Origin of the sequence: Rhizobium sp. SL42 (assembly GCF_021729845.1) — a bacterium.
Classification (GTDB): Bacteria; Pseudomonadota; Alphaproteobacteria; order Rhizobiales; family Rhizobiaceae; genus Allorhizobium.
The window spans coordinates 1,170,373-1,194,960 of the sequence record NZ_CP063397.1 but is presented as its reverse complement, the minus strand read 5'-3'; the positions used below and the strand labels follow the sequence as shown (position 1 = coordinate 1,194,960).

The window sequence follows — 24,588 nt, the reverse complement described above, 5'->3', positions numbered from 1 at the left end:
TACCCGCAACCATTGCGGTTTTGCGTCGAACAAATATTCAAGGAGTTACTCGATGGCTTATGTTTCCAAGGTGAATGATGAAGAGCTGACTGATCTCGACCTTTCTGAATCAATCGCAGCAGCCCCTGCAGAGAAAACGTCTGCGCCTGCCACCAACATCGTGGCTCTACCTGCGCCAAAGCCTAAAGCTGCCGATGTCCGGTCCTTTGATTATGCCGGTCTTCCTGCTGCGGTAGCCAAGGAGGCAGAAGCAGCTGCCAAGCGGATCCGGACTCGTCTTAAGGTGCATACCCTCGAGACTGGCAAGGAACTGCTGGCTATCAAGAAGACGCTCGGACACGGGAAGTTCGGCAAGTGGCTGGAATTCCATTTCGGCTGGAAGGAGCGGACCGCGCAGAACTACATGAACTCGGCGATTGCTTTCGGTTCGACGCCGCAGGTTATTGATGCACTGCCTCCGTCCACGGTTTACAAGCTTGCGTCAAAGAGCACGCCGGACGCGGTCAGGCAGTCGGTAATTGACGAGATCAAGCGGGGCGAGAAACCCGACCCCAGGCAGATCGAGAAGAAGATCGTTGCCGCCAAGAACGCGGCTCCAAAGGTTGCTATCGGGACAGAGAAGGTGACACTCGACTGTTGGTTTCCACGCGGAACTGAGCCGGTTTTTCCACCGAGAAGTGAGCCACCTCTGATTATGGTTTTCTGATCAGGCTTTGGTCAATGGGTTGGTCTTTTCTCCTCTCTTTTGCGCTGCTGCGGCCGAGCTGGCTTTGAAGCGGAAGCTGTCGTTCCCGGTTTCCAGGATATGGCAACGGTGGGTGAGGCGGTCCAGCAGAGCTGTCGTCATCTTGGCGTCGCCGAAGACCGTTGCCCATTCGCTGAAGCTGAGGTTGGTGGTGATGATGACGCTGGTGCGCTCATAAAGCTTGCTCAGCAAATGGAACAGCAGTGCACCGCCTGAGGCACTGAACGGAAGGTATCCGAGCTCATCGAGGATAAGCAGATCGAGGCGAACCAGTGTCTCGGCGATCTGGCCTGCCTTGCCTTTGGCCTTCTCCTGCTCGAGCGCGTTGACCAATTCGATGGTCGAGAAGAAGCGGACCTTTCGGCGATGATGCTCGATGGCCTGGATTCCAAGAGCGGTCGCGACATGCGTTTTGCCAGTGCCAGGGCCACCGATAAGGACAACGTTCTGCGCCCCATCCATGAACTCGCATCGGTGCAATTGGCGCACGGTGGCCTCGTTGATCTCGCTGGCGGCGAAGTCGAAGCCGGAGATGTCTTTGTAGGCCGGGAAGCGGGCAGCCTTCATATGATAGGCGATGGAGCGGACCTCGCGCTCGGCCATCTCGGCCTTCAGCAACTGGGACAGGATTGGCACGGCCGCATCAAAGGCGGGAGCGCCTTGCTCGATAAGGTCGGTGACGGCTTGGGCCATGCCATACATCTTCAGGCTCCGCAGCATGATGACGACGGCAGCACTTGCGGGGTCATGACGCATGGCGGCCTCCTGCGATCCGGGCGCGTAGGTCATCATAGCGTTCGACATTTGCTTTGGGTTCACGCAGCAAGATCAGAGCCTGTGGCGTATCGATGTCGGGACCATCGATTGTCTTGCCGTCGATCAGCCGATGCAGCAGGTTCAGCACATGCGTCTTGGTCGCCACCCCCGCATCCAAGGCCAGTTCCACAGCCCTGAGGACGACCTGTTCGTCGTGATGAAGGACAAGCGCAAGGATATCGGCCATCTCACGATCACCGCCGGGGCGGCGAAGCATCTGATCTTGCAACTGTCTGAAGGCCAGCGGTAATTCCAGGAAGGGTGCACCATTGCGCAGGGCACCGGGTTTGCGCTGGATGACGGCAAGGTAATGTCGCCAGTCGTAAATCGTTCGCGGCGGCTTGTCGTGGCTGCGCTCAATGATCCGCTCATGCTCGCATAGGACATTGCCCTCAGCCGCAACCACCAGTCTTTCGGGATATATCCGCAGGCTGACGGGCCGGTTCGCAAACGATGCAGGCACGCTGTAGCGATTCCGCTCAAAGGTAATCAGGCATGTCGGCGAGACGCGCTTGCTCTGCTCGACGAAGCCGTCAAATGCAGCGGGGAGCGGCATCAATGCTGGTTGTTCTGCGGACCAGACGTCCGCGATCGTGCCGGGCAAGGTGCCGTGCGCTGTGTCGCGCCACAGGTCCTGGCAATGCTGTTCCAGCCAGGTATTCAATGCCGCCAGATCCGGAAAGTCTGGCATCTGTTGCCACAGCCGCGGTCGGGCATCTTGGACGTTCTTCTCGACCTGCCCCTTCTCCCAGCCGGCGGCGGGATTGCAGAACTCAGGCGCAAAGACGTAGTGGTTCGTCATCGCGAGGAAACGGATGTTGACCTGCCGTTCCTTGCCGCGGCCGACACGATCGACCGCCGTTTTCATGTTGTCGTAGATGCCGCGACCAGGTACGCCGCCAAACGCCCGGAAGCCGTGCCAGTGGGCATCGAAGAGCATCTCATGCGTCTGGAGCAGATAGGCCCTGACCAGAAAGGCGCGGCTGTGCGACAGCTTGATGTGAGCGACCTGTAGCTTCGTGCGCTCGCCGCCGATCACGGCATAGTCTTCACTCCAATCGAACTGGAATGCTTCGCCTGGGCGGAAAGACAGAGGAACGAATATGCCGCGGCCAGTCGTCTGCTGCTCAACCCGCCACTCACGGGCAAAGGCGGCGACCCGACCATAGGAGCCGGTAAAGCCGAGAACCACCAGATCGGATGAAGCTGCTTCAGCGTTCGGCGCTGCTTGCGCGACCTCCCGGCCTCGGTCTTCAGCCAGCCAGCAAGTTTGTCGGCATAGGGATCAAACTTGCTCAGTCGTTCCGGTCCCGTGAACGTCGGCTCGATCGTACCAGCGTTCAAATACTTCGCGATCGTGTTACGCGACAAACCGGTATGCCGACTGATCTCGCGGATCGACTGCTTCTCGCGCAGCTTCATCCGACGGATGATGTTTAAAAGTCCCATGTGGATCACTCCGTTGCCCCCGTCGCTCACCGCGTTGGGGGAAGGTTCACATGGCTCAATTCTCAATGGAAATTATGCGCCTAACCGGCTCAGTTCCGCGTGGAAACCAACAAATAATGTCAGAATCCAGGAATCCAGCCTAATCCCCCCTAAAAACGCTGCAATTTTAATTCGTTAGCGCGGCGCGACGGGTCTCGATCGGGAATCCCTGCCCTCCCGGTTGGCGCTTGTGCTCTATTCCTCATGACGGCCGTCGGCCTTACGGTCTTCGGCGTATCGTCTCATCTGCGGAAACGGCGGCAGCCAGGATTCGCGGCGAACCGTCCACAATTCGTAGGTCGGTCGCAACTGGTCGGGGGCATCGAGCGAGCCGAGGTTGACCTCGATTTCGTCGGCCGAGCGGGAAAAAACCGATGAGCCGCAGCGCGGGCAGAAATGCCGTCCGGCGTATTCGCCAGTCTCGCCATCGATCGTGACAGCATGCTCGGGGAATATCGCCGAAGCATGAAACAGTGCGCCGTGATGCTTGCGGCAATCGAGGCAATGACAAAGCCCCACCCGATAAGGCTGGCCCGAGGCCGCGATGGTGACATTGCCGCATAAACAACTGCCGGTGAAGCGATGCATGATGCCCCTCCTTCCTCGTCATGGTCACAGCGCCAGCGATGGTGATCACCATCCTGATCCTGATCTCGAGCCTGATCTTGGTCTCGAGCCTGCCGCAGGAAACCTTACGATGGCCAACGCCAGCCATGCAATTGCCGCGGCGGCCAGCGTTTCGTTTCCGGGGACACCGCTACAGGATATCCCGCGCACCTTTCGCCATGGCGCGGCGATCCGTTCCGCCAGTGCCTTGCCTTCAAGCCTGCCCCTACAATGTCTCTCGGCGGCGCGTCACGGGCAACTCTACGAACGTCTCAATTTTTCTGTCGACAAAAAGAATACAAGACTGTATATCAGCATCCAAGACAGCGCTTCGACGGTCGGGGCGGCTCAAGTCACGTTTGATCGCGAAGAGGAATTCGACAATGAAGGCAACGATTTTTTCGGGTGTGGTTCCGGCACTGATGACGCCCTGCAAGGCGGATCGCAGCCCGGATTTCGATGCACTGGTGCGCAAGGCCAAGCAGCTGATCGGTGACGGCATGTCGGCCGTCGTCTATTGCGGGTCGATGGGCGACTGGCCGCTGTTGACCGACGCGCAGCGCATGGAAGGCGTCGAGCGGCTGGTCGAGGCGGGCATTCCTGTCATCGTCGGCACCGGTGCCGTCAACACGGCCTGTGCGGTTGCGCATGCCGCACACGCCCAGAAGGTCGGCGCGAAAGGCCTGATGGTCATCCCGCGCGTCCTGTCGCGCGGCTCGTCGGTGACGGCGCAGAAGGCGCATTTCAAGGCGATCCTTGCGGCGGCGCCCGATCTCGCGGCGGTCATCTACAACAGCCCGTACTACGGCTTTGCCACCCGTGCCGACCTGTTCTTCGCGCTGCGTGCCGAACATCCGAACCTCGTCGGCTTCAAGGAATTCGGCGGCCCGGCCGACATGCGCTATGCGGCAGAGCACATCACCAATCACGACGACAATGTTTCGCTGATGATCGGCGTCGATACCGCTGTGTTCCACGGCTATGTCAATTGCGGTGCGACTGGCGCTATCACCGGCATCGGCAACGTCTTGCCCAAGGAAGTGCTGCATCTTTGCAACCTGTCGCAGGCCGCAGCTGCCGGCGACGCCGATGCGCGCCAGCGGGCGCTGGAGCTGGAACAGGCGCTGGCCGTCCTGTCGTCCTTCGACGAAGGCGCCGACCTCGTGCTCTATTTCAAGCACATGATGGTGCTCAAGGGAGACGCGGAATACACGCTGCATTTCAACGAGAGCGACGCCCTGACGGCAAGCCAGCGCGGCTATGTCGAGGCGCAGTTCAAGCTGTTCAACAGCTGGTATGGCGGTTGGAGCAAGCTTTCCGGCGCCGTGGCCAAATACAAGGCCTGAAAGACTTACAAGGTCTCATCGAAGCGGTTCGGACCGATAGGGGCCGAGCAGACAGAGCCGAGCATACAGGGGGCCCTCCAACAGGAGGGCCTGAGCCGGCTACGCATCCATCGGCGACCGCTCGAAGCGCGACACCTCAAGGATCGGGCAGCGGCCGGGTGAGCACGAAGGCGGCGCAGGCAATCAGGATGAGGCCGATTGCCAGTTTCAGCCAGAGCTGCGGCGGTCCGAAGAACCAGACGATGAGATAGCTTGCGCTCATCAGGGAGACCGAGGCCACCTTTGCCTGTTTCGAAATCGCCCCCTGGCGACGCCAGTCCGTCAGCGGCTGGCCATAGCGGGGGTGTTCCAGCAGCCATCGCTCGAAGCGCGGCGAGGAACGGGCAAACAGGCCGGCCGCGACAATCATGAACGGGGTGGTCGGCAGAACCGGCAGGAAAACACCGATGATGCCGATCGCGACCAGCAGCCAGGCTGCGGCGAGTGTCAGAAAACGCATCCGGGACCTTTTCTAAAAGCTGACTTTCTCAGTCATATAGCTCCAGCAGCTGGGTCGGAGATAGTGAAGGATCGATGTTTCGCCAAGGATTTTGCGGATTTCGGCGGATGCGACCATTTTTCATTTGCACCGCCATCGCGGCAATTGCATCCTTTGTATACAACTTGCCCTCAGGGAACTGAAATACCATGTCCAAGGTCACCATCGTGCTTGGCGCCGGCATCATCGGCGTGTCCACCGCAATTCACCTGGCGCGTCGCGGGCGCGCCGTGGTTCTGGTGGACCGGCGCGATCCCGGCGAGGAAACCTCGTTCGGCAATGCCGGGCTGATCCAGCGCGAAGGCGTGGTTCCCTATGCCTTCCCGCAGGATCTCGGGCTGTTGCTGCGCTACGGGCTGAACAACCGGATCGACGCCCACTACCATGGCAGCGCGCTGGCGAAGCTCGTGCCGTTCCTGGCACGCTACTGGTGGCATTCCAACAGGCCGCGGCACCAGGTGATTGCCCGCGCCTATGCGCCGCTGATCGAAAACTCGATCTCAGAGCATCAGGTGCTGATCGAGGCTGCCGATGCGGGGCGGTTCATCCGCAAGGACGGCTGGATGGAACTGTTTCGGACCAGCGGCAAGCGCGACGCCGAAGTGGCGGAAGCCGAGCGCCTGGGCCGCGAATACGGCATCAGCTTCCAGAGCCTGTCACGCGAGGAGCTGGCAAAGGAAGAGCCGCATCTTTCGGGCGATTTCATCGGCGCATTGAAATGGAACGATCCGTGGTCGGTGACCAATCCGCATGGATTGACGGCGGCCTATCTCGCCTATTTCCAGTCGCTCGGCGGCCGTTTCGTCAAGGGTGACGCGACCACACTCGAGCCGGGCGCCAGCGGTCGCGGCTGGAAGGTCAGGACCGACGACGGCATGGTCGAGGGCGAAGAGGTGGTGCTCGCCGTCGGTCCCTGGGCACAGGAAATAACCGCCAAGCTCGGCTACCGTTTCCCGCTCGGGGTCAAGCGCGGCTATCACATGCATTATGCGCCGGCCGGCAATGCAGTCTTGAACAACTGGGCGATGGATGGCGAACGCGGCTATTTCCTTGCGCCGATGGAAAGGGGCATCCGGCTGACGACCGGGGCGGAATTTGCCGATCGCGATGCGCCGAAATCGCCGGTGCAGCTTGCGCGGGCCGAAAAGGTGGCGCGGGAAATCTTTCCGCTCGGCGAACGGCTGGATGCCGAACCCTGGATGGGCGCCCGCCCCTGTACGCCGGACATGATGCCGGTGATCGGCAAGGCGCCGCGCCATGACGGGCTGTGGTTTGCCTTCGGGCATGCCCATCACGGATTGACGCTTGGCCCCGTCACCGGCCGCCTGATCGCAGAGATGATGGATGGCGAAAAGCCGTTCCTCGACACGACGGCCTGGCGCCCGGAACGCTTCAATCCCTGAGGCGATAGCGCGGACAATAGCCGGTTGTTCCCTGCGGGCTGGCCTTTTCAGCGCCGGGATGCTATCTGGGATTTGGTCGCTTGACCAAATTGTCACCCGGGTGGGTGGCTGATCGGATAAAAACGGGCTTCAACAAGGGGCCACCGGTCGAGGGGAAAATCGAGAGGCAGCCGAGGCATGGTGCGGTTTCTGATCTATAACGCGAAAAGCGTCTATCGTTAGCGGCATGTCCCGCTGGCGTGGCGACACGTGTTAGACATCAAGCAGACCATCTAGCCAAACGGTGCCCTATGGACATTGCCGAGCAGGCGCGAGATTTTTTCGCACAAAACCCTGATATTGAAGTTCTTGAAGCCTTCGTCATCGACGTCAACGGCGTGCCGCGCGGCAAATGGATCCCGCGCGAACGGGCGATCGACGTGCTGACCAACGGCATGGCCATGCCACGCTCGGTCTATGCACTCGACGTCTGGGGCCGTGACGTCAATGCCGCGGGCCTTGCAGAAGGCACCGGCGATCCGGACGGAATCTGCTTTCCGGTTCCGGGGACCCTGTCGCGCGTCACCTGGCTGTCGCGCCCGACGGCCCAGGTCTTGCTGCAGATGAAGACGACCGAGGGCGATGCCTTCTATGCCGATCCGCGCCAGGTGCTTGCCAATGTGCTGGAGCGCTACAAGCGCGAGAAGCTGACGCCGGTTGTTGCCACCGAACTCGAATTCTACCTGATCGACCCGGTGCGTTCGGCGCTTGATCCGGTGCGACCACCGAATACGCGCGACGGGCGCTGGCATACGGGGCAGACGCAGGTGCTGTCGATTTCCGAACTGCAGGATTTCGAAGAGGTGTTCCACGGCATTTCCAGCGCCGCCAAGGCGCAGAACGTGCCGGCCGATACGACGTTGCGGGAAAACGGTCCCGGTCAGTATGAAATCAATCTCAACCATGTGCCGGATGCGCTGGCGGCGGCCGATTATGCGGTGCTTTTGAAGCGCATCGTCAAGGGCGTTGCGCGCGCCAACGATCTCGACGCCACCTTCATGGCCAAGCCCTATGGCATGCAGGCCGGCAGCGGCATGCATGTGCATTTTTCGGTGCTGGATGAAAACGGCCGCAACATCTATGTCGGCGAGGACGGCCCGGCCGACACGCTGCTGCATTCGGTCGGCGGGCTGCTGGAAGCGATGGGCGAGAGCATGGCTGTGTTTGCGCCACACCAGAACTCCTATCGCCGCCTGCGCCCCTCCGAACATGCGCCGACCTATGCGTCCTGGGGCTTCGACAACCGCTCGGCCGCCGTGCGCGTGATCACCGCATCCAAGCCCGCGACCCGCATCGAACACCGCGTCGCCGGCTCCGACACCAACCCCTATCTGGTTCTGGCGATGATCCTGTCGGCGGCACTTGCCGGCATGAAGGAGAAGACACCGCCGGGCGGCGCGATTTCCGGCGACGACCATGCCGTCAGCCACGAGCCGCTGCCGACCAACTGGGACTATGCGATCCAGCGCTTTGCCAAGTCGAGCTTTGTCTATGCGGCGCTCGGGCCGAAATATCGCGGGCTCTACACGGCCTGCAAGCAGCAGGAACTGTCGGAGTTTTCCCAGCGTGTGACAGACGTCGAATACGACGCCTATATCCGGACCGTGTGAGGTGCATGCCATGACCAAGTCTATCGGAGCCAATCCCGGCCACGCGGCCACCTATTATGCAGCCTCTGCTCGCGACAAGCGGGTACGCACCAGCCTTGAAGGCGAATTGAATACCGATATCTGCGTGATCGGCGCCGGGTTCACCGGCATCTCTGCCGCCCTGCAACTGGCGGAAACCGGCTATTCCGTCATCGTGCTGGAAGCCGACCGCATCGGCTTTGGCGCGTCGGGCCGCAATGGCGGGCAGATCGTCAATGGCTATAGCCGCGACCTCGACACCATCGCCAAGCGTTATGGCCCCGACCGTGCGGCGAAGCTCGGCGAAATGTCGCTCGAGGGCGGCAGGATCATCCGCGAACGCATCGCGAAATACGGCATCGACTGCGATCTCGTCGATGGCGGCTTCTTTGCTGCGTTCACCGACAAGCAGGTGCGCGAAATGAGCGAGGTGCGCGCCACCTGGCAGAAACACGGCCATGACGGCCTGGACATGGTGTCGAAAAGCGAGGTCTCCCGCTATGTGAAGGCCGACCGCTATGTCGGCGGCATGATCGATAGGCATGGCGGCCACATCCATCCGCTCGACCTCGTCCTCGGCGAAGCGGCTGCCGTGGAAAGCCTCGGCGGCAGGATCTTCGAAAACTCCAAGGTGATCGAGCTGAACACAGGCGCACAGCCATATGCCCGAACGGAGCGCGGCATGGTGCGGGCAAAGTTCGTGCTGGTCTGCGGCAATGCCTACATGGCCGGTCTCGCGCCGAAGATCACCGAAAAGATGATGCCGGTCTCCTCCCAGGTCATGGCAACCGAACCGCTCGATGCGGCGCTGATCGAGGAACTGCTGCCGGCCAATTACTGTGTCGAAGATGCCAATTACGTGCTCGACTACTATCGCCGCACCGCCGACAACCGGCTGCTCTATGGCGGCGGCATCGGTTATGGCGGCCAGGATCCGGCCAATCTCACCGGCGTCATTCGGCCGAACATGCTGAAGACCTTTCCGCAATTGAAGGACGTGAAGATCGACTATGCCTGGAGCGGCAATTTCGCCCTGACGCTGACCCGCATTCCGCATATGGGCAAGCTGTCGGACACGGTCTATTTCTCGCATGGCGACTCGGGTCATGGCGTGACCACCACCCATCTGCTCGGCAAGATCCTCGGCGAAGCGGTCAACGGCCAGGCGAGCCGCTTCGACGTCTGGTCCTCGCTCCAGGCCTATCCCTTCCCGGGTGGGCGGATGTTCCGCGTGCCGCTGACCACGCTCGGCGCATGGTGGTACGGACTTCGCGACAGGCTGGGTGTGTAAGGGAGAACGACATGACACGTATCGTCACCGTGGCGGCCACGCAGATGGCCTGCGGCTGGGACATCTCCGGCAATATCGCGCGCGCCGAAAAGCTGGTGCGCGAGGCCGCTGGCAAGGGCGCGCAGATCGCGCTCATCCAGGAACTCTTCGAGGCGCCGTATTTCTGTCAGGACCAGATCGCGGAATTCTTCGACCTGGCAAAACCCCTTGAGGGCAATCCGCTGATCGCGCATTTTTCACGGCTTGCAGCGGAGCTTGGCGTGGTCATCCCCGTCAGCTTTTTTGAGAAGGCAGGCCCGGCCTTTTTCAACAGCGTCGCAATCGTCGATGCGGATGGCACCGTTCTCGGCTTCTACCGCAAGAGCCACATCCCGGATGGTCCCGGCTATACGGAGAAATACTATTTCTCGCCCGGCGATACCGGGTTCAAGGTCTGGCAGACGCGTTATGCGAAGATCGGCGTCGGCATCTGCTGGGACCAGTGGTTCCCCGAAGCGGCACGCTCGATGGCGCTGCTGGGGGCGGAACTGCTGCTCTACCCGACCGCCATCGGCTCCGAACCGCAGGATCCGACGATCGACAGCGCCGCGCATTGGCAACGCGTGATGCAGGGCCATGCGGCGGCCAACCTGATGCCGGTCATCGCCTCGAACCGGATCGGCGTCGAAGCCGGTCGCAAGGGCACGGAGCTCACCTTCTACGGCTCGTCCTTCATCGCCGACCAGACCGGGGGCAAGATTGCAGAAGCCGGGCGTCAGGACGAGGCGGTGCTGACGGCGAGCTTCGATCTCGACGGGATCGCAAAGCAGCGCGCGGCCTGGGGGTTGTTCCGCGACCGCCGACCCGAACTCTATGGTACGGTACTGACATTCGACGGAACCAACTGATCCTCGACAGCGACTGATCGCCGACTATCGCGACTGCGCGTCATAGGTCTGCTGTGCCGCCAGCACGGCATCCATGTGCTTTTCCGCCCAGTGGGCCATGGCGGCCACCGTCTCGGTCAGGGTTCGGCCAAGCGGGGTCAGGGCATATTCCACCGTCACCGGCACGGTCGGGAAGACCGTGCGCGAAACCATGCCATCGCGCTCGAGCCGTTTCAGGGTCTGCGACAGGACCTTTTGCGAAACGCCCTTGATATCGCGCCTCAGGTGATTGAAGCGCACCGGCTCGCCGTCCAGCCGATCAAGGACCAGCAAAGCCCATTTGTCGGCGACACGGGCCAGTACCTGGCGGGTCGGGCAGTTCTCTTCATAGACATCATAAGGTTGCTGCATGGCCTGTCCTCGGCACTGCGGGTGGTTTCCTCAAGGAAACCATGTCACCCGAAAGTGCCTTCTTTCACGATTTCTGAATGTGATTATATATCCGATCGGAAGCTGGTTTCCAATAGATACCTACTCAATCATTCGAGGAATGAAAGACATGTCGAACAAGATCCTGATTCTCGGCGCCACTGGCAATGTGGGCGCGCCGCTGGTCAAGGCCCTCATCGCCCGGGGCGAAAAGGTCAAGGCAGCCTCGCGCTCCGGCAAGACGGTCGACGGCGCGAAGGGCGTTGTGTTCAACTACACGGACCCGTCCACATTCGGCCCTGCGCTCGACGGCGTCGACCGGGCCTATATCATGCTGGCATCGGGCAGCGTCGATTCGATCGGTCTGCTGATGCCGGTGCTCGAGGCCGCCTTTGCGCGCAGGGTGAAGGTCGTGTTCCAGAGCGTTTTCGGCGTCGATGCGGATGACAGCATTCCCTATCGCCAGATCGAGATCGCCATCGAAAAGTCAGGCGTGCCTTACGTTATCCTGCGGCCCAACTGGTTTTCCGACAATTTCCATACCTATTGGAAGGCCGGTATCGACCATGGCCAGATCGCCGTTCCGGCCGGCGACGGCAAGTCCAGCTTCATCGACGCCCGCGACATCGCGGCAAGCGCCGCCGCCGCGCTGACGAGCACAGAATTCGATGGCCGCGCCTTCAACCTGACCGGTCCGCAGGCCATTGGATATGCCGAGGCCGCAGCCATCCTTGCCAAGACCATCGGCAAGCCGGTCGGCTATAGCGCGATCAGCGACGAGGCCTTTGTCAGCATGCTGACCGGCGCGGGCGTTCCGGCCGACTATGCCGGCTTCCTTGCCGCGATCTTCCATCCGGTGCGCGAAGGCTGGACTGCTGCGGTGACCTCTGATGTCGAAACGCTGACCGGCAATGCGCCGCGCTCGGTCGAAACCTATGCCAATGACCATATCAGCGCGCTGAAGAGCTGAAATGCAAAACCGGCTTCGCCCTCTTTCGCCAGAGAGAGGGCGGTCAGCTTGAGGGCGCAAGTCCGCGCATGGCGTCCCCGACAATGTCCTCGACGCTCTGGTCGATGCTGACGGTGACCACACCGGGCTCGCCGGTTGGCACCTCCAGCGTCGCCAACTGGCTGTCGAGCAGGGCGACAGGCATGAAATGACCGGTTCGGCCGCCCATCCGCGACAGCAGGAGTGCGTGGCTGCCTTCGAGATAGACGAAGTGCAGAGCGCCTCCAGCCTCCCGGCGCAGGAGATCACGGTAGCTCCGCTTGAGGGCGGAGCAGGAAACGACGATCCCCTCACCCGCGCCTTGCGCTGCCGCGACGTCGTGGCCGATCCGGGTTAGCCACGGCCAACGGTCGTCGTCGGTCAACGGCGTGCCCTTGGCCATCCTTTCGACATTGGCAGGGGGATGCAGCGCATCGCCTTCAACGAAGCGCAGGCCGAGGCGTTTTGCCAGCAGCGCGCCGACAGAGGATTTGCCGCAGCCGCTGACGCCCATGACTATAACGGCCTGTTGCGCCGATCCGGATTTGTCCGTCATTTGTCCTCCCCGATGCCTCGCCCGAATTGTGCGCCGGACGATAGGCAGGCTCAGGCGAAATGCAATCCCGAAGCGGGCTCGATCTCTCTTTTGCGCTCGGCGCGCATGCTCGCGGCAATCTTCTCGGCGATCATGATCACCGGGGCATTGGTATTGCCGCCAATGAGACGTGGCATGACCGAGGCGTCGATGACGCGGAGCCCTTGCACCCCGTTCACCCGGAGCGAGGGATCGACCACTGCTGTCGCATCCGATCCCATGCGACAGGTGCCGACGGGGTGGTAGATGGTATCGGCGCGGGCGCGGATGGCCGCCTCGAGTTCGTCGTCGGAACGACCCGCCGGATACAGTTCCCGGCCGCGGTAGCGGGCAAGAGCCGGAGATTCCATGATCTGCCGCATGAGCCGCGCACCGGCTTTCAGCGTCTGTATGTCTCTGGCGTCGGAAAGGAAGGCCGGATCAATCTCCGGTGCGGCCAAAGGATCGCCGCTTGCCAGCCGGACGGTGCCGCGCGAATGCGGCCTGAGTACGCAGACATGACAGGAATAGCCATGTCCCCAATGCATCTTGCGGGCGTGATCATCGACCATGGCGACGACAAAATGCAGCTGGACATCGGGACGATGCAGTGTCGGGTCCGTCTTCAGGAACCCACCGGATTCGGCAAAGGTGGAGCGCAGATGGCCCGTGCCGTCGCGGTTCCATTCGCATGCTGCCGAGACGATATCACGCGCGCCGGCCAAGCCGAGGCCGATCATGTCCTTGTCGGCCGACCTGAAGATCTGGGTGTAATCCAGATGATCCTGCAGATTGGCACCGACCTCGGGCTGGTCGACCACGACCGCGATACCATGATGCCGCAGGTGCTCGGCGGGACCGATGCCCGACAGCATGAGAAGCTGCGGCGACTGCAGGGCCCCGGCAGACAGCAACACTTCGCGCCGCGCGCCGACCACGACCTCGCTGCGCCCGCGGCGATAGGCGATGCCCACGGCCCTGCCCTGCTCGATGACGATCCGGCTTGCCCGGACACCGTTGATGATTGTCAGGTTGGGACGATCCAGACGGTCGTGCAGATAGGCGGCGGCAGACGAGCAACGTTCACCTTTCTTCGGGCCATGCCAGAATTGCGTTGCCTGATAGAGCCCGAGCCCCTCCTGCAGCGGACCGTTGAAATCATCATTGGGCCGAAAGCCGCATTGTTCGCCGGCCTTGATGAAGGCCTGATTGATCGGACGGGCCCAGTTGGCGTCGCTGACCTGCAAGGGACCACCGCGGCCATGCCAGGAATCGGCACCCCGGACATTGTCCTCGGCTTTCAGGAACCATGGCAGGACGTCGGCAAAGGACCAGCCTTTTGCACCAAGCGCTGCCCATTCGTCGTAGTCGCCGCGATGGCCGCGGGTGTAGAGCATGGCATTGATAAGGCTCGATCCGCCCAGCCCGCGCCCGCGCGGCTGATAACCGACCCGTCCATTCAGCTCTCTTTGCGGCGTGGTGGAAAAGGCCCAGTTGCCACCTTTCAGATAGCCGGGCACGATCGCGGCCGCACCGGACGGTACACGCATCAGCAGATCGCGACCGAGGCCGCCGGCCTCCAGCAAACAGACGCTGATATCCGGATCTTCGCTCAGCCGCGCAGCCAGAACGGAGCCCGCCGAACCGCCGCCGACGATGACATAGTCAAACATAAAAGCCACCTCCTCCCAGAGGGCAAGGCGGCCGTGCTGGCGCCACCCGCAATGGATGCCCGACGGCTTCCATTTACGTAAACGTAGCTTTATGTGACGCGTGTCACAAGGGCGTCCATATAGGGTTTTGACTATTTTTCCGATGCGAGCGTCCGGGCGTCTCGGATGCGGGATCCGGCCGCTGCGGCAATGCAGCGCTGCTCAACGATGCATTGCTCGTGATGTTTTATCGGATTGTTTGATCAGCGCTGCGTGATCACCGCAGGGCGATGTAGCGGTCCGAGCGGTGGTTGATGGCGAGGAAGAGGTTGAGGACGACTGCGCCCAGAACCGAACAGGCGACGACCATCGGGCTGACGACGGCAAAGGCGGTGGCCATGACGCAGAGGTCGAAGGCAAGCTGGACAAGGCCAGCACGGATGCCGAAGCGGTCCTGGATATAGATGGCGAGGATGCCGATGCCGCCAAGGCTGGCGCGGTGACGATAGAGGGCCAGAAGACCGAAGCCGAGGAGAAGACCGCCGAGCACGGCGGCCCAGACCGGCGCAATGCTCTCGATGACCAGGAAACGGCTTTCGATCTCGACCAAGAACGAGGTGAAGCCGACCGCAAGGAAGGTCTTGACGGTGAAATCGACGCCGACGCGGCGCAGCGACAGAATGTAGAAGGGCAGATTGAGGATGAAAAACAGCAGGCCGAAGCTCGTGCCGGTCCAGTAGTGCAGGACGAAGGCAAGGCCGGCCATGCCGCCGGTGAGCAGCCCGACCTTGGCGAGAAGATAAAGACCCAGCGCCGCGATCATGCTGCCGGCGAGCAGGCCCTGCAGATCTTCGGCCACGCTGTGACGCGTCGGATTGGAATTCCAGATACCCAGCATGCTCGTGATCTGCGCCATCAACCGTCTCCGCGAAAAAGGTCCTCCCTCAACGCCAAGATTACCTGAGAAACGCCCGTCCACAAGGGTTATGGGTCAGGAACACTGACCTATTGAAAAGATCGCAAGAAAACGGTCGTTCAGGGCTTCCTCACCGCAAGAAACAGAATGCCGAAGATCGGTTTTCCGCCATCCATGCGAATGGTGGTGCGCTCCAGCTTGACGACATCGAAGCCGTTTTGTGAGAGACGCTGGCGCACATGGGCTTCGGAATGGGCATATCGCATCGACGGCTGAAGCGCGAAGCCCTCGTCCACGGCTGCGTCTTCGACAGAAAAGGCGAACAGTGCACCGGGTTGCGACAGGCTTGCCGCGAGCGAGAAGGCGTTGGCGAGATCGCCCAGATACATCAGCACATCGGCTGCCGAGACAAGGTCGGCACGTTGGCCGGGCAATCCATCGCCGACAAGCCCGGAGGCTTGCGCTTCGAGCGAGAGATCGGCTCTCGCCAGCAGATCGTAGAGATGTTTCTCCTCTGCCCGCGCCAGCATGTTGGCCGACAGGTCGAAACCTTCAAGGCGGGTTGCATGGGGGCGGATCTCGGCGCCGAACAGGCCCGTGCCGCAACCAAGATCGACCGCACAGACGAAAGGCGCCGCACGCGGCATGGAGGCAACCAGAGCCGCGAGCTTGCCCGGGACCGAGTAATCCAGCCGTTCGACCAGGGCCGCATCGAAGCGATCAGCATAATCGTCGAACAGAGCCTCGACATAGCGGCTGGGCGGCGTGTCCGGCATCTTTTCCGCACCAAGCAGGGCGAGCTTCAGCTCAGCGCCGAAAATATCCTCGGGGTCGAGCGACAGAGCGGCGCGCAGGGCAGTGATCGCCTTGTCCGGCAGGCCGGATTTTTCGGCATAATCGGCAAGACGCACCAATCCGGCCGGCCAGACGGGGGCCAGTTCCAGTGCCTGCTCCATCAATTCGACGGCGGCCGCAGGATCGCCACTTTCTGCCAGCATGCGGGCATAGTCGGCGCGACGGTCGGCAATCACGTCGCCGGAGGAAAACTGGGTCGGATGCATGGGTATCCCTCAAGGCCTTTCAGGATGAGGACGGCGCGCGGTCTTGACCGACGGCCGGAAAAAACTCAAGTGCTAATTGGACCGCGAAGCACGTCTTCGCCTCAAGGCATGCTTGCGAGGGCCGGTGGACCCTCCCATATCAGAGCAAACAGGAGCGCCCTAATGTCGGATAGCGTCAACAGATTTCTCGGCGATACGCCAGGCCGCACGATCGTCAAGCTGATCGTGGTGTCGCTGATCGTCGGCTTCGTCATGGCCGTGTTCGGGCTCGATCCGCTCGATCTGATCCATGGCGTGAAGTATTTCATCCTCGACCTCTGGCATACGGGATTTGCAGCCCTGGGCCGGGTGGGCGACTATCTGCTGATCGGTGCGACCATCGTCATTCCGGTGTTCATCATCCTGCGTCTGTTTGCCTCACGGAAATGACATGAAGGAACTCAACCTGCATCTGCCGCGCCGCCGGCTTCTCCTCTTGGCCGGCAGCGGCCTGGCGCTTTCGATCGCCGGCTGCCGCACCACCGACGTGCTGACCCCGGACGAGGCCCAGGCGCGGGCCGAGACCGAGGGCGCGCTGAAACTGGTCAACGATCTGCGTGACGCAAAAGGGCGCGCGCCGCTGGTGCGGGCCAAGGAAGCGGAAACGGCAGCCATCATCCAGGCCAAGCGCATGGCGCGTGCCGGAAAGATGACCCATCTGATCGGTTTCAACGACAGCTTCCTTGAACGGATGAAGGGCAGCAATGTGCCGCTTCCGGCAGCGGAGAACATCGCGACCGGCCAGGATACGGTCGGGCGCGCGGTACAGGCGTGGATCGATTCGAAGAAGCACCTGGAAAACATGCTCGGCTCCTATCGCGGCCTTGGTGTTGCGGTTGCCTTCGATGCCTCTTCCGCAAACCGGCCGTATTGGGCAATGGTGCTGTCGGCCTGAGCGATTCCCGCCTTGCCGCCAGAGGGCTTCGGGGTAGGGACCAGGGCATGGATCGAGATCGGGTCGCAGAACCCTTGCGCATCATAGAAGTCACGCATCGCTCCGTGCTGGCGATTGCCGTGCCGATGACGCTGGGCTTCCTGACGACGCCGCTGCTCGGCCTGACCGACACCGCCGTGATCGGCCGCACTGGAACGGCAGCAAGCCTGGCCGGCCTTGCCATTGCAGCCGCCCTATTCGATCTGCTGTTTGCCAGTCTCAATTTTCTGCGCACCTCGACCACAGCGCTCGTTGCACAGGCAGAGGGCCGCCGGGACGACACCGAGGTTTTTGCCGTCTTCTGGCGATCGATGGCACTATCGGTCGGCTTCGGGTTGCTGATCTTGGCATTGTCGCCGCTGATCGCGGCAGGCGGACTGGCGCTGATGGGAGCGGAGGGCGAGATGGCGCTGGCAGCCTCCACCTATATCGCCATCCGCATCCTGGCCGGGCCGCTGACACTGTCGAACTTCACCCTGCTCGGCTTCGTGCTGGGGCGCGGCATGGGCTCGGTGGGGCTGGCGCTGCAGATCCTGCTGCACGGCGTCAACATCGTCATGTCGATCACTTTGGGCATCACCTTCGGATGGGGCATTGCCGGGGTTGCCTGGGGCACGGTGATCGGCGAGGCGGCTGCAGCCGTTGCCGGCCTCTGTTTTGTCTTCTGGCGTTATGGCGGCGCAGCCATGCCCCGGCTGGCGATGCTGACCGACAGAGCCAGACTTTCGCATCTCTTCCAGCTGAACCGCGACATCCTGATCCGGACCTTCTCGCTGATCACCGCCTTTACCGTGATGACCCGGGTCGGCGTGAGTTTCGGGCCGGTGACGCTGGCGGCAAACGCGGTACTGATGAATTTCTTCATGATCGCCAGCTTCTATCTCGACGGCATTGCGACGGCGGCCGAGCAGATCACCGGCCAGACAGTCGGTGCCAGATCGCGCGCCGGCTTCGAAAAGGCAGTCAAGCTGACAGGGATCTGGTCGCTGGGGCTGGCGCTTGCCAGCCTCGTCTTCTTCCTGATCTTCGGCGCAGCGATCGTCGGCTTCATCACCACGGCGGAAGACGTGCGGGCCATGGCGTCGACCTACCTGCCCTACGCTGCGCTGACGGCGCTGACCGGAGCGCTCGCCTTCCAGATGGACGGCGTGTTCATCGGCGCGACATGGTCGAACGAGATGCGCAACATGATGATCGTGGCGCTTGCAGGCTACCTGCTGACGGTGGCGATCCTGGTACCGATGGCCGGCAATCACGGGCTCTGGGTCGCGCTCAATGTGTTTCTGGCGCTGCGTGGCCTGCTGCTGCTATCACGGCTGAAGATGAAGACCGATCAGACCTTCACCGAGAGCCAATGATCGAGGCGGCTGTCGCGTAGCTCGCGGATATTGCCAACCTCTTCGCGGTCGATGAGGGTCGACAGACCCCGGACGATCCGGGCCGGCAGGCCGGGGCCTTCATAGACCATGCAGGAATAGAGCTGAACGAGATCGGCACCGGCGCGGATCTTTTCCAGCGCCGTTTCCGCCGACGACACACCGCCTACGCCGATGATCGCCAGATCCCTGCCGACACGCTTGCGCATGCGGGCAAGCACCGCTGTGGACTTGTCGAACAGAGGCTTGCCGGACAGGCCGCCCGCTTCCTGGGCGACGACCGGATCGGAGAGGCCGTCGCGGGCGAGCGTGGTGTTGGAGACAATCAGGCCATCGAGATCGTGGGCGAGCGCCACTTCGGCGATGTCGTCCATGCCCTCTTCCGTCAGATCGGGCGCGATCTTGAGGAAAACCGGGATGCGGCGGCCGGCGCGCAACGCCTCCTCCTGGCGCGCCGCGAGCACGGCCGACAACAGGGCGACCAGGCTTTCGCGCGCCTGCAGGTCGCGCAGGCCCGGCGTATTGGGCGAGGAAATATTGGCGGTGAAATAGCTGGCGACCGGATAGAAGCGGCGGATGCCGGCAACATAGTCGGCGATGCGGTCCTCGGCATCCTTGTTGGCGCCGATATTGACGCCGACAAGACCGGATTTGCCGGAACGGGCAGACAGACGCGCATAAGCGGCATCATGGCCTTCATTGTTGAAGCCGAGCCGGTTGATCACCGCCATGTCGTCCACCAGCCGGAAGATGCGCGGCTTGGGATTGCCCGCTTGCGGCTTCGGGGTCAGCGTACCGATTTCGGCGAAACCGAAGCCGAGTGACAATAGCGCATCCGGCACTTCGGCATTCTTGTCGTAGCCGGCAGCCATGCCGAGCGGATTGGCGAAGGAGAGACCGGCGACCGTCTGGGCTAGGCGTGGATCGGGTTGGATACGGCAGGACGGCAGGAGGCCGGATTTCAGCGCGGCGACCGACATGCCATGGGCGGTTTCGGCGTCGAAGAGGAAAAGGCCACGGCGGGCGAGAGAGGCGAAATCGAGCATTACTGGGTATCCCTGGAAGAGGCGATCTTGAAGGCATCGGGGAAAAGATGTGCGCCATCCGGACCAAGCGGCAACGGCTTTTCCCAGGCGACAGCATCGAACGGCAAAGCGGCGTAAAGATGGGGGAAGAGCGCACCGTTGCGCGACGGCTCCCATTTCAGGGCCTCTCCCAGCGCTGCCGTTTCAACCGCGACCAGCAGGAGGCCCGACTGGCCGGCGAAATGGAGCCTTGCGGTTTCGACCGCCTGGGCACCGGTGGAAAAGTGGATATAGCCATCTGCGAGATCGATCGCCGCTCCCTCGAACAGGCCGTCGGCGCGCGCCTTTTGCCATAATTCCTGCGGGACGATCTTGTATATGATCTGGTCCATGGTCGCTCCTTGGGGGCTTGGGGCGCGCTCCGGTGTTCCTGAGCGATCTTTGCCAGCGGTTTGCCGCAAAGTGGCGCCATTGTCCACGCCTGCAGACGATTGAAAGACCAGAGGAGAACGAAGACATGGGCAAGACAGTTTTCAGGGGCATGGTTGCGGCGATGCTGGTTCTCTCGAGCCTGCCCGCATTTGCCCAGGACACGGATGCCGCGCGCTACAGCCTGGAAAAATCGGACACCGGCTTTGTCCGCCTGGATCGACAGACCGGTGCCGTGACGCTGTGCAAGGAAGCGGATGGAAGCCTCACCTGCCGCATGGCGGCGGATGAACGGGCGGCCTATGACGAGGATCTGGCGCGGCTGGAGAAACGCGTCGACCTCATGGAAAAACAGTTGGCGGCGGGCATGCCTGCGGCGGCCAGGGGCGAGTTGCCGAGCGATGCCGAGATCGACCGCTCGATCGGGATCATGGAACGCTTCATGCGGGCCTTCTTCGGACTGGTGCAGGAATTCAGGGAGGAAGAAGAGCAGACACCGCCGAGCAAGACCTGAGCCGCAGCGGGTCATCTCACCCGCCTTTTCCATGGGGGCCTTGTATATGGGGGTCTTGTCCATCGGCGCTTCGTCTATTGGCATTGTCTAGTGACGCAGCAAGCGCTAAAAGAAGACAGGCGCGTTGCGCGATAGCTGACACAGCTCTTGGGAGGGAGCTTTGACATGGCTGCATCCACATTCATCATAGCTGACGACCATCCACTGTTTCGCGGCGCATTGCGCCAGGCGGTGACCGGCATCGACGGAACCCAGACGATCATCGAGGCCGGAGATTTCGAAGCGGCGCGGGCAGCAGCAACAGCCCATCCCGATGCCGACCTGATGCTGCTGGATCTTGCCATGCCCGGCGTCAGCGGCTTTTCCGGCCTTATGGCGATGCGCGCCGAATTCGCCAGCCTGCCGCTGGTGATCGTTTCGGCCAGCGACGATCCGGTGACCATTCGCCGGGCGCTGGAACTGGGCGCATCCGGCTTCATCTCGAAATCCTCCGGCATCGACGATATCCGGGCAGCCATCCAGTGCGTGCTGGAAGGCGATATCTGGACGCCGAAGAGCTATCAGGGTGGACAGGAGACCGATCCGGACGTGGCCGACCTGATCAGCCGGCTGAGGACGCTGACGCCGCAGCAGAGCCGCGTGCTCGGCATGCTCGGCGAAGGGCTGCTGAACAAGCAGATCGCCTATGAACTCGGCGTATCGGAAGCAACCATCAAGGCGCATGTCTCTGCCATCCTGCTGAAGCTCAAGGTCGACAGCCGGACCCAGGCGGTGATCCAGCTCGGCAAGATCAACATGGCGATGGTCGCCTGACGGGCGACCATCGCCGCAAGGATTTTATTCCTTTTTGCTTTACTAGGATGACACTCTGCCTTATTGTTCGAGCCGAGTTGGCCGGGGCAGACTGTGTGCCGCCTATCCGGTCCTGGAGCAGGCGCGATCATGCTTTCGCACGACAGCATATGGGCCGCGATTGACCGCCTTGCCGAGCGGCATTCGCTGACGCCCTCAGGGCTTGCACGCAAGGCGGGCCTGGACCCGACCTCGTTCAACAAATCCAAACGGGTGGCCGCCGACGGACGGATGCGCTGGCCATCGACGGAATCCATTTCCAAGGTGCTCGATGCGACCGGCGCGAGCCTCGATCAGTTCATGAGCTACGTCTCGCCGGATGCCGGCCGTTTCCAAATTCCCCAGGGGGCGTTTCCGGCCCAGGCCAGCTCCATCCCGTTGCTCGGCATGGCGCAGGCGGGCGCGGGCGGGTTTTTCGACGATGGCGGATTTCCCGCCGGCCAGGGCTGGGACCTGGTGGAATTTCCCTCTCCTCCCGGGCGCGGCGCCGGCGTCTACGCGCTCGAAGTACAAGGCGACAGCATGAAGCCGCTCTACCGCGACGGCGACATCCTGATCGTCGAGCCCGGCGCACAGGTGCGCCGTGGCGACCGCGTTGTGGTCAAGACCCGCGAGGGCGAGGTCATGGCCAAGATCCTCGCCCGGCAGGGCGGCAAAAGCATCGACTTGCAATCGCTCAACCCGGAACACCCGCCACGCAGCCTCGACATGAGCGATGTCGAATGGGTGGCGCGGATCATCTGGGCCAGCCAGTAGGAAAACGCACCTATGCGACGGAACGGCATCACGCTCGCCATCGGCCTCTCCGGCCTCCTGATCTGGGGTTTTCTCGTCGCATCCGCCGGCCATTCGCTGCGTGACGAGCCGGTCGAGTACGATCTGGAAGACATGGATGTGCCGGATCCGGCGGAGCTGGACCTGCCGGAAGCCGACGCCATCGTCGAGCCGCAGATCGAGGGCCGCAGCGTCAGGCCGATTGCGCCGGACGTGTTTGCCTCGCCGGCCGTTGCCAATGCCGAAAACCTCGAACGTGTGGCGCCCCGCGAACCGTTGAGCGAAACGCGCGTGGCCGCCAAGCCGGAGGTGGTTCTTCTGCCGCGGCCAATCTCACCACAGGCGGGCATCGTCGCTTTCGGAGATGATCAGCGCATACGGCTTGTCGATATCCAGGCGACCGCGCTCGAGCGCAACTGTCCGGCGACCGATGCCGGAGAGTGGCCGTGCGGCATGATGGCGCGTACGCAGCAAAGGCTGTTGCTGCGCAACCGGTCGCTCGCCTGTGAAACGAGCGAGCAACATTGGGTCGGCGAGATCGAGACACGCTGCTGGGTCGGCACGCTGGATATCTCGACTTGGCTTGCCCAGCATGGCTGGGCGGAGGCACGCGAGGGATCGGCGCTGGCAATGCTGACCGAAAAGGCGCGCATGGACGGCATCGGCCTGTTCGCCAGCGCCGCCCGCTGACATCCGCAGCCGTTCGCCAAAGGGCCGTCGGATCTGCACCTTCTCGCATGAGACAGGTGCTGCGCCTTGAAAGCGGCCGATGCAGTCCCTACTCTTGGCCGAAACAACCAGGACCCGGACTTCATGCAAAACCACGTCTCCTCCGAAGAAGCGCTCATCTTTGTCATGGTGATGGCTTCGGCCGTCGACAATGCCATGGCCGAAAAGGAACTGCGCAGGATCGGCCAGCTGATCGACATCCTCCCGGTCTTTGCGGCCTTCGACAAGGATCGGCTGATCGCGGTCTCGCAGCGATGCGCCGAGATCCTTAATGGGCCCGAAGGCCTGGATGTCGCGCTGGAGACCGTTCGCGACGCACTGCCGGAGCGGCTTTACGAGACCGCCTATGCACTTGCTGTCGAGATTGCGGCGGTGGATCTTGCGATCCGCTCCGAGGAATTGCGGCTGCTCGACCTGCTGCGCAGCCGCCTGAAACTCGACAAGCTGGTTTGCGCGGCAATCGAGCGGAGCGCCACGGCGCGGTACCGCCAGGGCTGAATTCCGCACGCCTGCGCGCGGCCGGGAAAGTCGATCAGAGTCAGGCTCAATAAAGGCCGGAGGGGAAATAGCGCAGATAGATCTCTTCCAGCCGGCCACTACGCGACAGCGCCGCAAGGGCGCTGTCGATGGCGGCGGCGAGCGTGCCGCCCTGCGGGCCGAGCATGATTGTCATGCCTTCTCCGAGAAACCTTTCAGACAGATAGGGTCCGTCAAACAGCGTGCAGCAATTGCCCGCGGCCGGGCTTTGCGTCCAGAAGGACAGTTGCAGGGCATCGGCAAAGGCGGCATCGACCTTGCGATCCTTCAGCGCCGACAGCATCGTTTCGCGGGTTTCAAATGTCACCGGCTTGATGTCGGGAAAGAAGGCTTTCAGCATCGCCTCATGCGCCGTACCAGCCAGCACGCCGACAGGACGACCGAACAGCGCAGCGGAATCCTGTCGCGACAGTTGCGTATCGCGATGGCGGATGAAACGCGCCGGCAGGAGCATGTAGGGCCGGCTGAAGACGAAGCGCTGGCGCAGGGCCGCCGTGACCGCAACGCCGGCCAGAACCGCGTCGCCCTGCCCGGCTTCAAGCGCCTCCTGCAATTGCGCATAGGGAAGCGCCTGGATCTGGCATTTCGCCTCCAGGCCGAGTTCGGCGCACAATGCGCGGGCGAGATCGATGTGGAAGCCGGCCAGCCGGCCTGTCTGATCGGTGAAATTGAAGGGCGGGAAATCCGTCGTGGTGAGGAAGCGCAGGCGCAGGATGTCGTTGGTGTCGGGCCGCGCCAGTCGCTCGCGCGCATCAAAGAGCACCGGCAGATCGCCCGCAATTTCGCCCTGAACCGGTACGGCGGGGGCCTGCGCATGGGCGGGCGGTGCAAGGATCAGCAGAAGAGGCAGCAAAAAACGGCACATCCAGGAACACAACCCACGTAAATCTAGGGATGTAACTTCTGCGCGTATCCGTATCATCACATACCGGGGTCATTGGGGACGTCATCTGGGGTGGTGACGTGTATCAGGTTCATGTGGACGAGGGAATA

General features: G+C 62.2%; 28 protein-coding genes and 1 pseudogene. 16 read left to right on the top strand and 13 right to left on the bottom strand.

The features are described 5' to 3' along the window. Positions 1-52: 52 nt before the first annotated feature. Positions 53-706, top strand: a complete 654-nt coding sequence (locus IM739_RS05620) for a DUF3102 domain-containing protein (RefSeq protein ID WP_237370219.1) — start codon at positions 53-55, stop codon at positions 704-706. Here the strand turns inward: IM739_RS05620 and istB are convergent, their stop codons facing one another. From istB to IM739_RS05605, 3 genes and pseudogenes are all read right to left on the bottom strand, one after another. Beyond that, positions 707-1,501 (bottom strand): IS21-like element helper ATPase IstB, encoded by a 795-nt coding sequence (gene istB / locus IM739_RS05615; protein ID WP_237368523.1) that lies wholly within the window; start codon positions 1,499-1,501, stop codon positions 707-709. Beyond that, positions 1,491-3,010: pseudogene (gene istA / locus IM739_RS05610) on the bottom strand (IS21 family transposase). Before istA ends, istB begins: the two are co-directional and overlap by 11 nt. A gap of 234 nt (positions 3,011-3,244) precedes the next feature. Continuing rightward, positions 3,245-3,637 (bottom strand): GFA family protein, encoded by a 393-nt coding sequence (locus tag IM739_RS05605; protein ID WP_237370218.1) that lies wholly within the window; start codon positions 3,635-3,637, stop codon positions 3,245-3,247. On the opposite strand from IM739_RS05605, the gene IM739_RS05600 reads away from it, so the two are divergent. Together IM739_RS05600 and IM739_RS05595 are read left to right on the top strand one after the other, a co-directional pair. Further along, positions 3,636-4,151, top strand: a complete 516-nt coding sequence (locus IM739_RS05600; protein ID WP_237370217.1) for a hypothetical protein — start codon at positions 3,636-3,638, stop codon at positions 4,149-4,151. The two genes, IM739_RS05605 and IM739_RS05600, sit on opposite strands and share 2 nt — an antisense overlap. Beyond that, positions 4,039-5,001, top strand: a complete 963-nt coding sequence (locus tag IM739_RS05595) for a dihydrodipicolinate synthase family protein (protein WP_237370216.1) — start codon at positions 4,039-4,041, stop codon at positions 4,999-5,001. Before IM739_RS05600 ends, IM739_RS05595 begins: the two co-directional genes overlap by 113 nt. Positions 5,002-5,137: 136 nt before the next feature. On the opposite strand, the gene IM739_RS05590 is transcribed toward IM739_RS05595, so the two are convergent. Next, positions 5,138-5,500: a YbaN family protein gene (locus tag IM739_RS05590; protein ID WP_237370215.1), complete on the bottom strand. Its 363-nt coding sequence runs from the start codon at positions 5,498-5,500 to the stop codon at positions 5,138-5,140. 28 nt (positions 5,501-5,528) lie between these two features. Continuing rightward, complete coding sequence (locus tag IM739_RS05585; RefSeq protein WP_237370214.1) at positions 5,529-5,690, bottom strand: hypothetical protein; 162 nt, start codon at positions 5,688-5,690, stop codon at positions 5,529-5,531. Between IM739_RS05585 and IM739_RS05580 the strand changes: the two genes are divergently transcribed. The 4 genes from IM739_RS05580 to aguB all read left to right on the top strand — a co-directional run bounded on the left by IM739_RS05580 (position 5,689) and on the right by aguB (position 10,787). Next, positions 5,689-6,942 carry an NAD(P)/FAD-dependent oxidoreductase gene (locus IM739_RS05580; protein ID WP_237370213.1) on the top strand — a complete coding sequence of 418 codons (1,254 nt, stop codon included), beginning with the start codon at positions 5,689-5,691 and terminating at the stop codon, positions 6,940-6,942. The two genes, IM739_RS05585 and IM739_RS05580, sit on opposite strands and share 2 nt — an antisense overlap. A gap of 290 nt (positions 6,943-7,232) precedes the next feature. Continuing rightward, entirely contained in the window at positions 7,233-8,591 is a 1,359-nt protein-coding gene (locus tag IM739_RS05575) for a glutamine synthetase family protein (protein ID WP_237370212.1), read from the top strand. A gap of 10 nt (positions 8,592-8,601) precedes the next feature. Then, complete coding sequence (locus tag IM739_RS05570) at positions 8,602-9,900, top strand: NAD(P)/FAD-dependent oxidoreductase (RefSeq protein ID WP_237370211.1); 1,299 nt, start codon at positions 8,602-8,604, stop codon at positions 9,898-9,900. Positions 9,901-9,911: 11 nt separating this feature from the next. Then, positions 9,912-10,787, top strand: a complete 876-nt coding sequence (aguB, locus tag IM739_RS05565) for an N-carbamoylputrescine amidase (protein ID WP_237370210.1) — start codon at positions 9,912-9,914, stop codon at positions 10,785-10,787. Between the two features lie 24 nt (positions 10,788-10,811). Here aguB and IM739_RS05560 read toward each other — a convergent pair whose 3' ends face one another. Further along, positions 10,812-11,177 (bottom strand): winged helix-turn-helix transcriptional regulator, encoded by a 366-nt coding sequence (locus tag IM739_RS05560; protein ID WP_237370209.1) that lies wholly within the window; start codon positions 11,175-11,177, stop codon positions 10,812-10,814. 148 nt (positions 11,178-11,325) lie between these two features. On the opposite strand from IM739_RS05560, the gene IM739_RS05555 reads away from it, so the two are divergent. Further along, positions 11,326-12,165, top strand: coding sequence for an SDR family oxidoreductase (locus IM739_RS05555; RefSeq protein WP_237370208.1), 840 nt, complete (start codon positions 11,326-11,328; stop codon positions 12,163-12,165). Between the two features lie 43 nt (positions 12,166-12,208). On the opposite strand, the gene IM739_RS05550 is transcribed toward IM739_RS05555, so the two are convergent. The 4 genes from IM739_RS05550 to IM739_RS05535 form a co-directional block, all read right to left on the bottom strand. Beyond that, positions 12,209-12,739, bottom strand: coding sequence for a gluconokinase (locus IM739_RS05550; RefSeq protein ID WP_237370207.1), 531 nt, complete (start codon positions 12,737-12,739; stop codon positions 12,209-12,211). Between the two features lie 50 nt (positions 12,740-12,789). Then, positions 12,790-14,430, bottom strand: a complete 1,641-nt coding sequence (locus tag IM739_RS05545; protein ID WP_237370206.1) for a GMC family oxidoreductase — start codon at positions 14,428-14,430, stop codon at positions 12,790-12,792. Between the two features lie 256 nt (positions 14,431-14,686). Next, complete coding sequence (locus IM739_RS05540; protein WP_237370205.1) at positions 14,687-15,325, bottom strand: YitT family protein; 639 nt, start codon at positions 15,323-15,325, stop codon at positions 14,687-14,689. A gap of 119 nt (positions 15,326-15,444) precedes the next feature. Further along, positions 15,445-16,386, bottom strand: a complete 942-nt coding sequence (locus IM739_RS05535; RefSeq protein ID WP_237370204.1) for a methyltransferase domain-containing protein — start codon at positions 16,384-16,386, stop codon at positions 15,445-15,447. 162 nt (positions 16,387-16,548) lie between these two features. On the opposite strand from IM739_RS05535, the gene IM739_RS05530 reads away from it, so the two are divergent. Genes IM739_RS05530 through IM739_RS05520 form a run of 3 tightly spaced genes read left to right on the top strand, consistent with a single transcriptional unit; the run spans position 16,549 to position 18,717 of the window. After that, positions 16,549-16,815 carry a DUF6460 domain-containing protein gene (locus tag IM739_RS05530; protein WP_007607845.1) on the top strand — a complete coding sequence of 89 codons (267 nt, stop codon included), beginning with the start codon at positions 16,549-16,551 and terminating at the stop codon, positions 16,813-16,815. Position 16,816: 1 nt separating this feature from the next. Next, the gene (locus IM739_RS05525; RefSeq protein WP_237370203.1) at positions 16,817-17,320 is read left to right on the top strand and encodes a CAP domain-containing protein; all 504 of its coding nucleotides are present in this window, start codon (positions 16,817-16,819) and stop codon (positions 17,318-17,320) included. A 47-nt stretch (positions 17,321-17,367) separates the two neighbouring features. Next, positions 17,368-18,717 carry an MATE family efflux transporter gene (locus tag IM739_RS05520; protein WP_237370202.1) on the top strand — a complete coding sequence of 450 codons (1,350 nt, stop codon included), beginning with the start codon at positions 17,368-17,370 and terminating at the stop codon, positions 18,715-18,717. Here the strand turns inward: IM739_RS05520 and IM739_RS05515 are convergent. Together IM739_RS05515 and IM739_RS05510 are read right to left on the bottom strand one after the other, a co-directional pair. Then, a complete protein-coding gene (locus IM739_RS05515) occupies positions 18,693-19,781 on the bottom strand; it encodes a quinone-dependent dihydroorotate dehydrogenase (RefSeq protein ID WP_237370201.1) in 1,089 nt (362 codons plus the stop codon). The genes IM739_RS05520 and IM739_RS05515 overlap by 25 nt on opposite strands. After that, a complete protein-coding gene (locus IM739_RS05510) occupies positions 19,781-20,152 on the bottom strand; it encodes a DUF952 domain-containing protein (RefSeq protein WP_237370200.1) in 372 nt (123 codons plus the stop codon). The genes IM739_RS05515 and IM739_RS05510 overlap by 1 nt, the downstream gene beginning before the upstream one ends. A 125-nt stretch (positions 20,153-20,277) precedes the next feature. Here IM739_RS05510 and IM739_RS05505 point away from each other — a divergent pair, with 125 nt between their 5' ends. From IM739_RS05505 to IM739_RS05485, 5 genes are all read left to right on the top strand, one after another. Beyond that, on the top strand, positions 20,278-20,703 hold the full coding sequence (locus IM739_RS05505) for a hypothetical protein (RefSeq protein WP_237370199.1): 426 nt from the start codon (positions 20,278-20,280) through the stop codon (positions 20,701-20,703). A gap of 165 nt (positions 20,704-20,868) precedes the next feature. Further along, positions 20,869-21,516 carry a response regulator gene (locus IM739_RS05500; RefSeq protein ID WP_159946235.1) on the top strand — a complete coding sequence of 216 codons (648 nt, stop codon included), beginning with the start codon at positions 20,869-20,871 and terminating at the stop codon, positions 21,514-21,516. Between the two features lie 129 nt (positions 21,517-21,645). Continuing rightward, a complete protein-coding gene (locus tag IM739_RS05495; RefSeq protein ID WP_237370198.1) occupies positions 21,646-22,311 on the top strand; it encodes a S24 family peptidase in 666 nt (221 codons plus the stop codon). A 12-nt stretch (positions 22,312-22,323) separates the two neighbouring features. Continuing rightward, a complete protein-coding gene (locus IM739_RS05490) occupies positions 22,324-23,019 on the top strand; it encodes a thermonuclease family protein (protein ID WP_237370197.1) in 696 nt (231 codons plus the stop codon). Positions 23,020-23,142: 123 nt separating this feature from the next. Further along, a complete protein-coding gene (locus IM739_RS05485) occupies positions 23,143-23,556 on the top strand; it encodes a tellurite resistance TerB family protein (protein ID WP_237370196.1) in 414 nt (137 codons plus the stop codon). A 46-nt stretch (positions 23,557-23,602) separates the two neighbouring features. Here IM739_RS05485 and IM739_RS05480 read toward each other — a convergent pair whose 3' ends face one another. Beyond that, complete coding sequence (locus tag IM739_RS05480; RefSeq protein WP_442981095.1) at positions 23,603-24,517, bottom strand: transporter substrate-binding domain-containing protein; 915 nt, start codon at positions 24,515-24,517, stop codon at positions 23,603-23,605. Positions 24,518-24,588 lie beyond the last annotated feature (71 nt).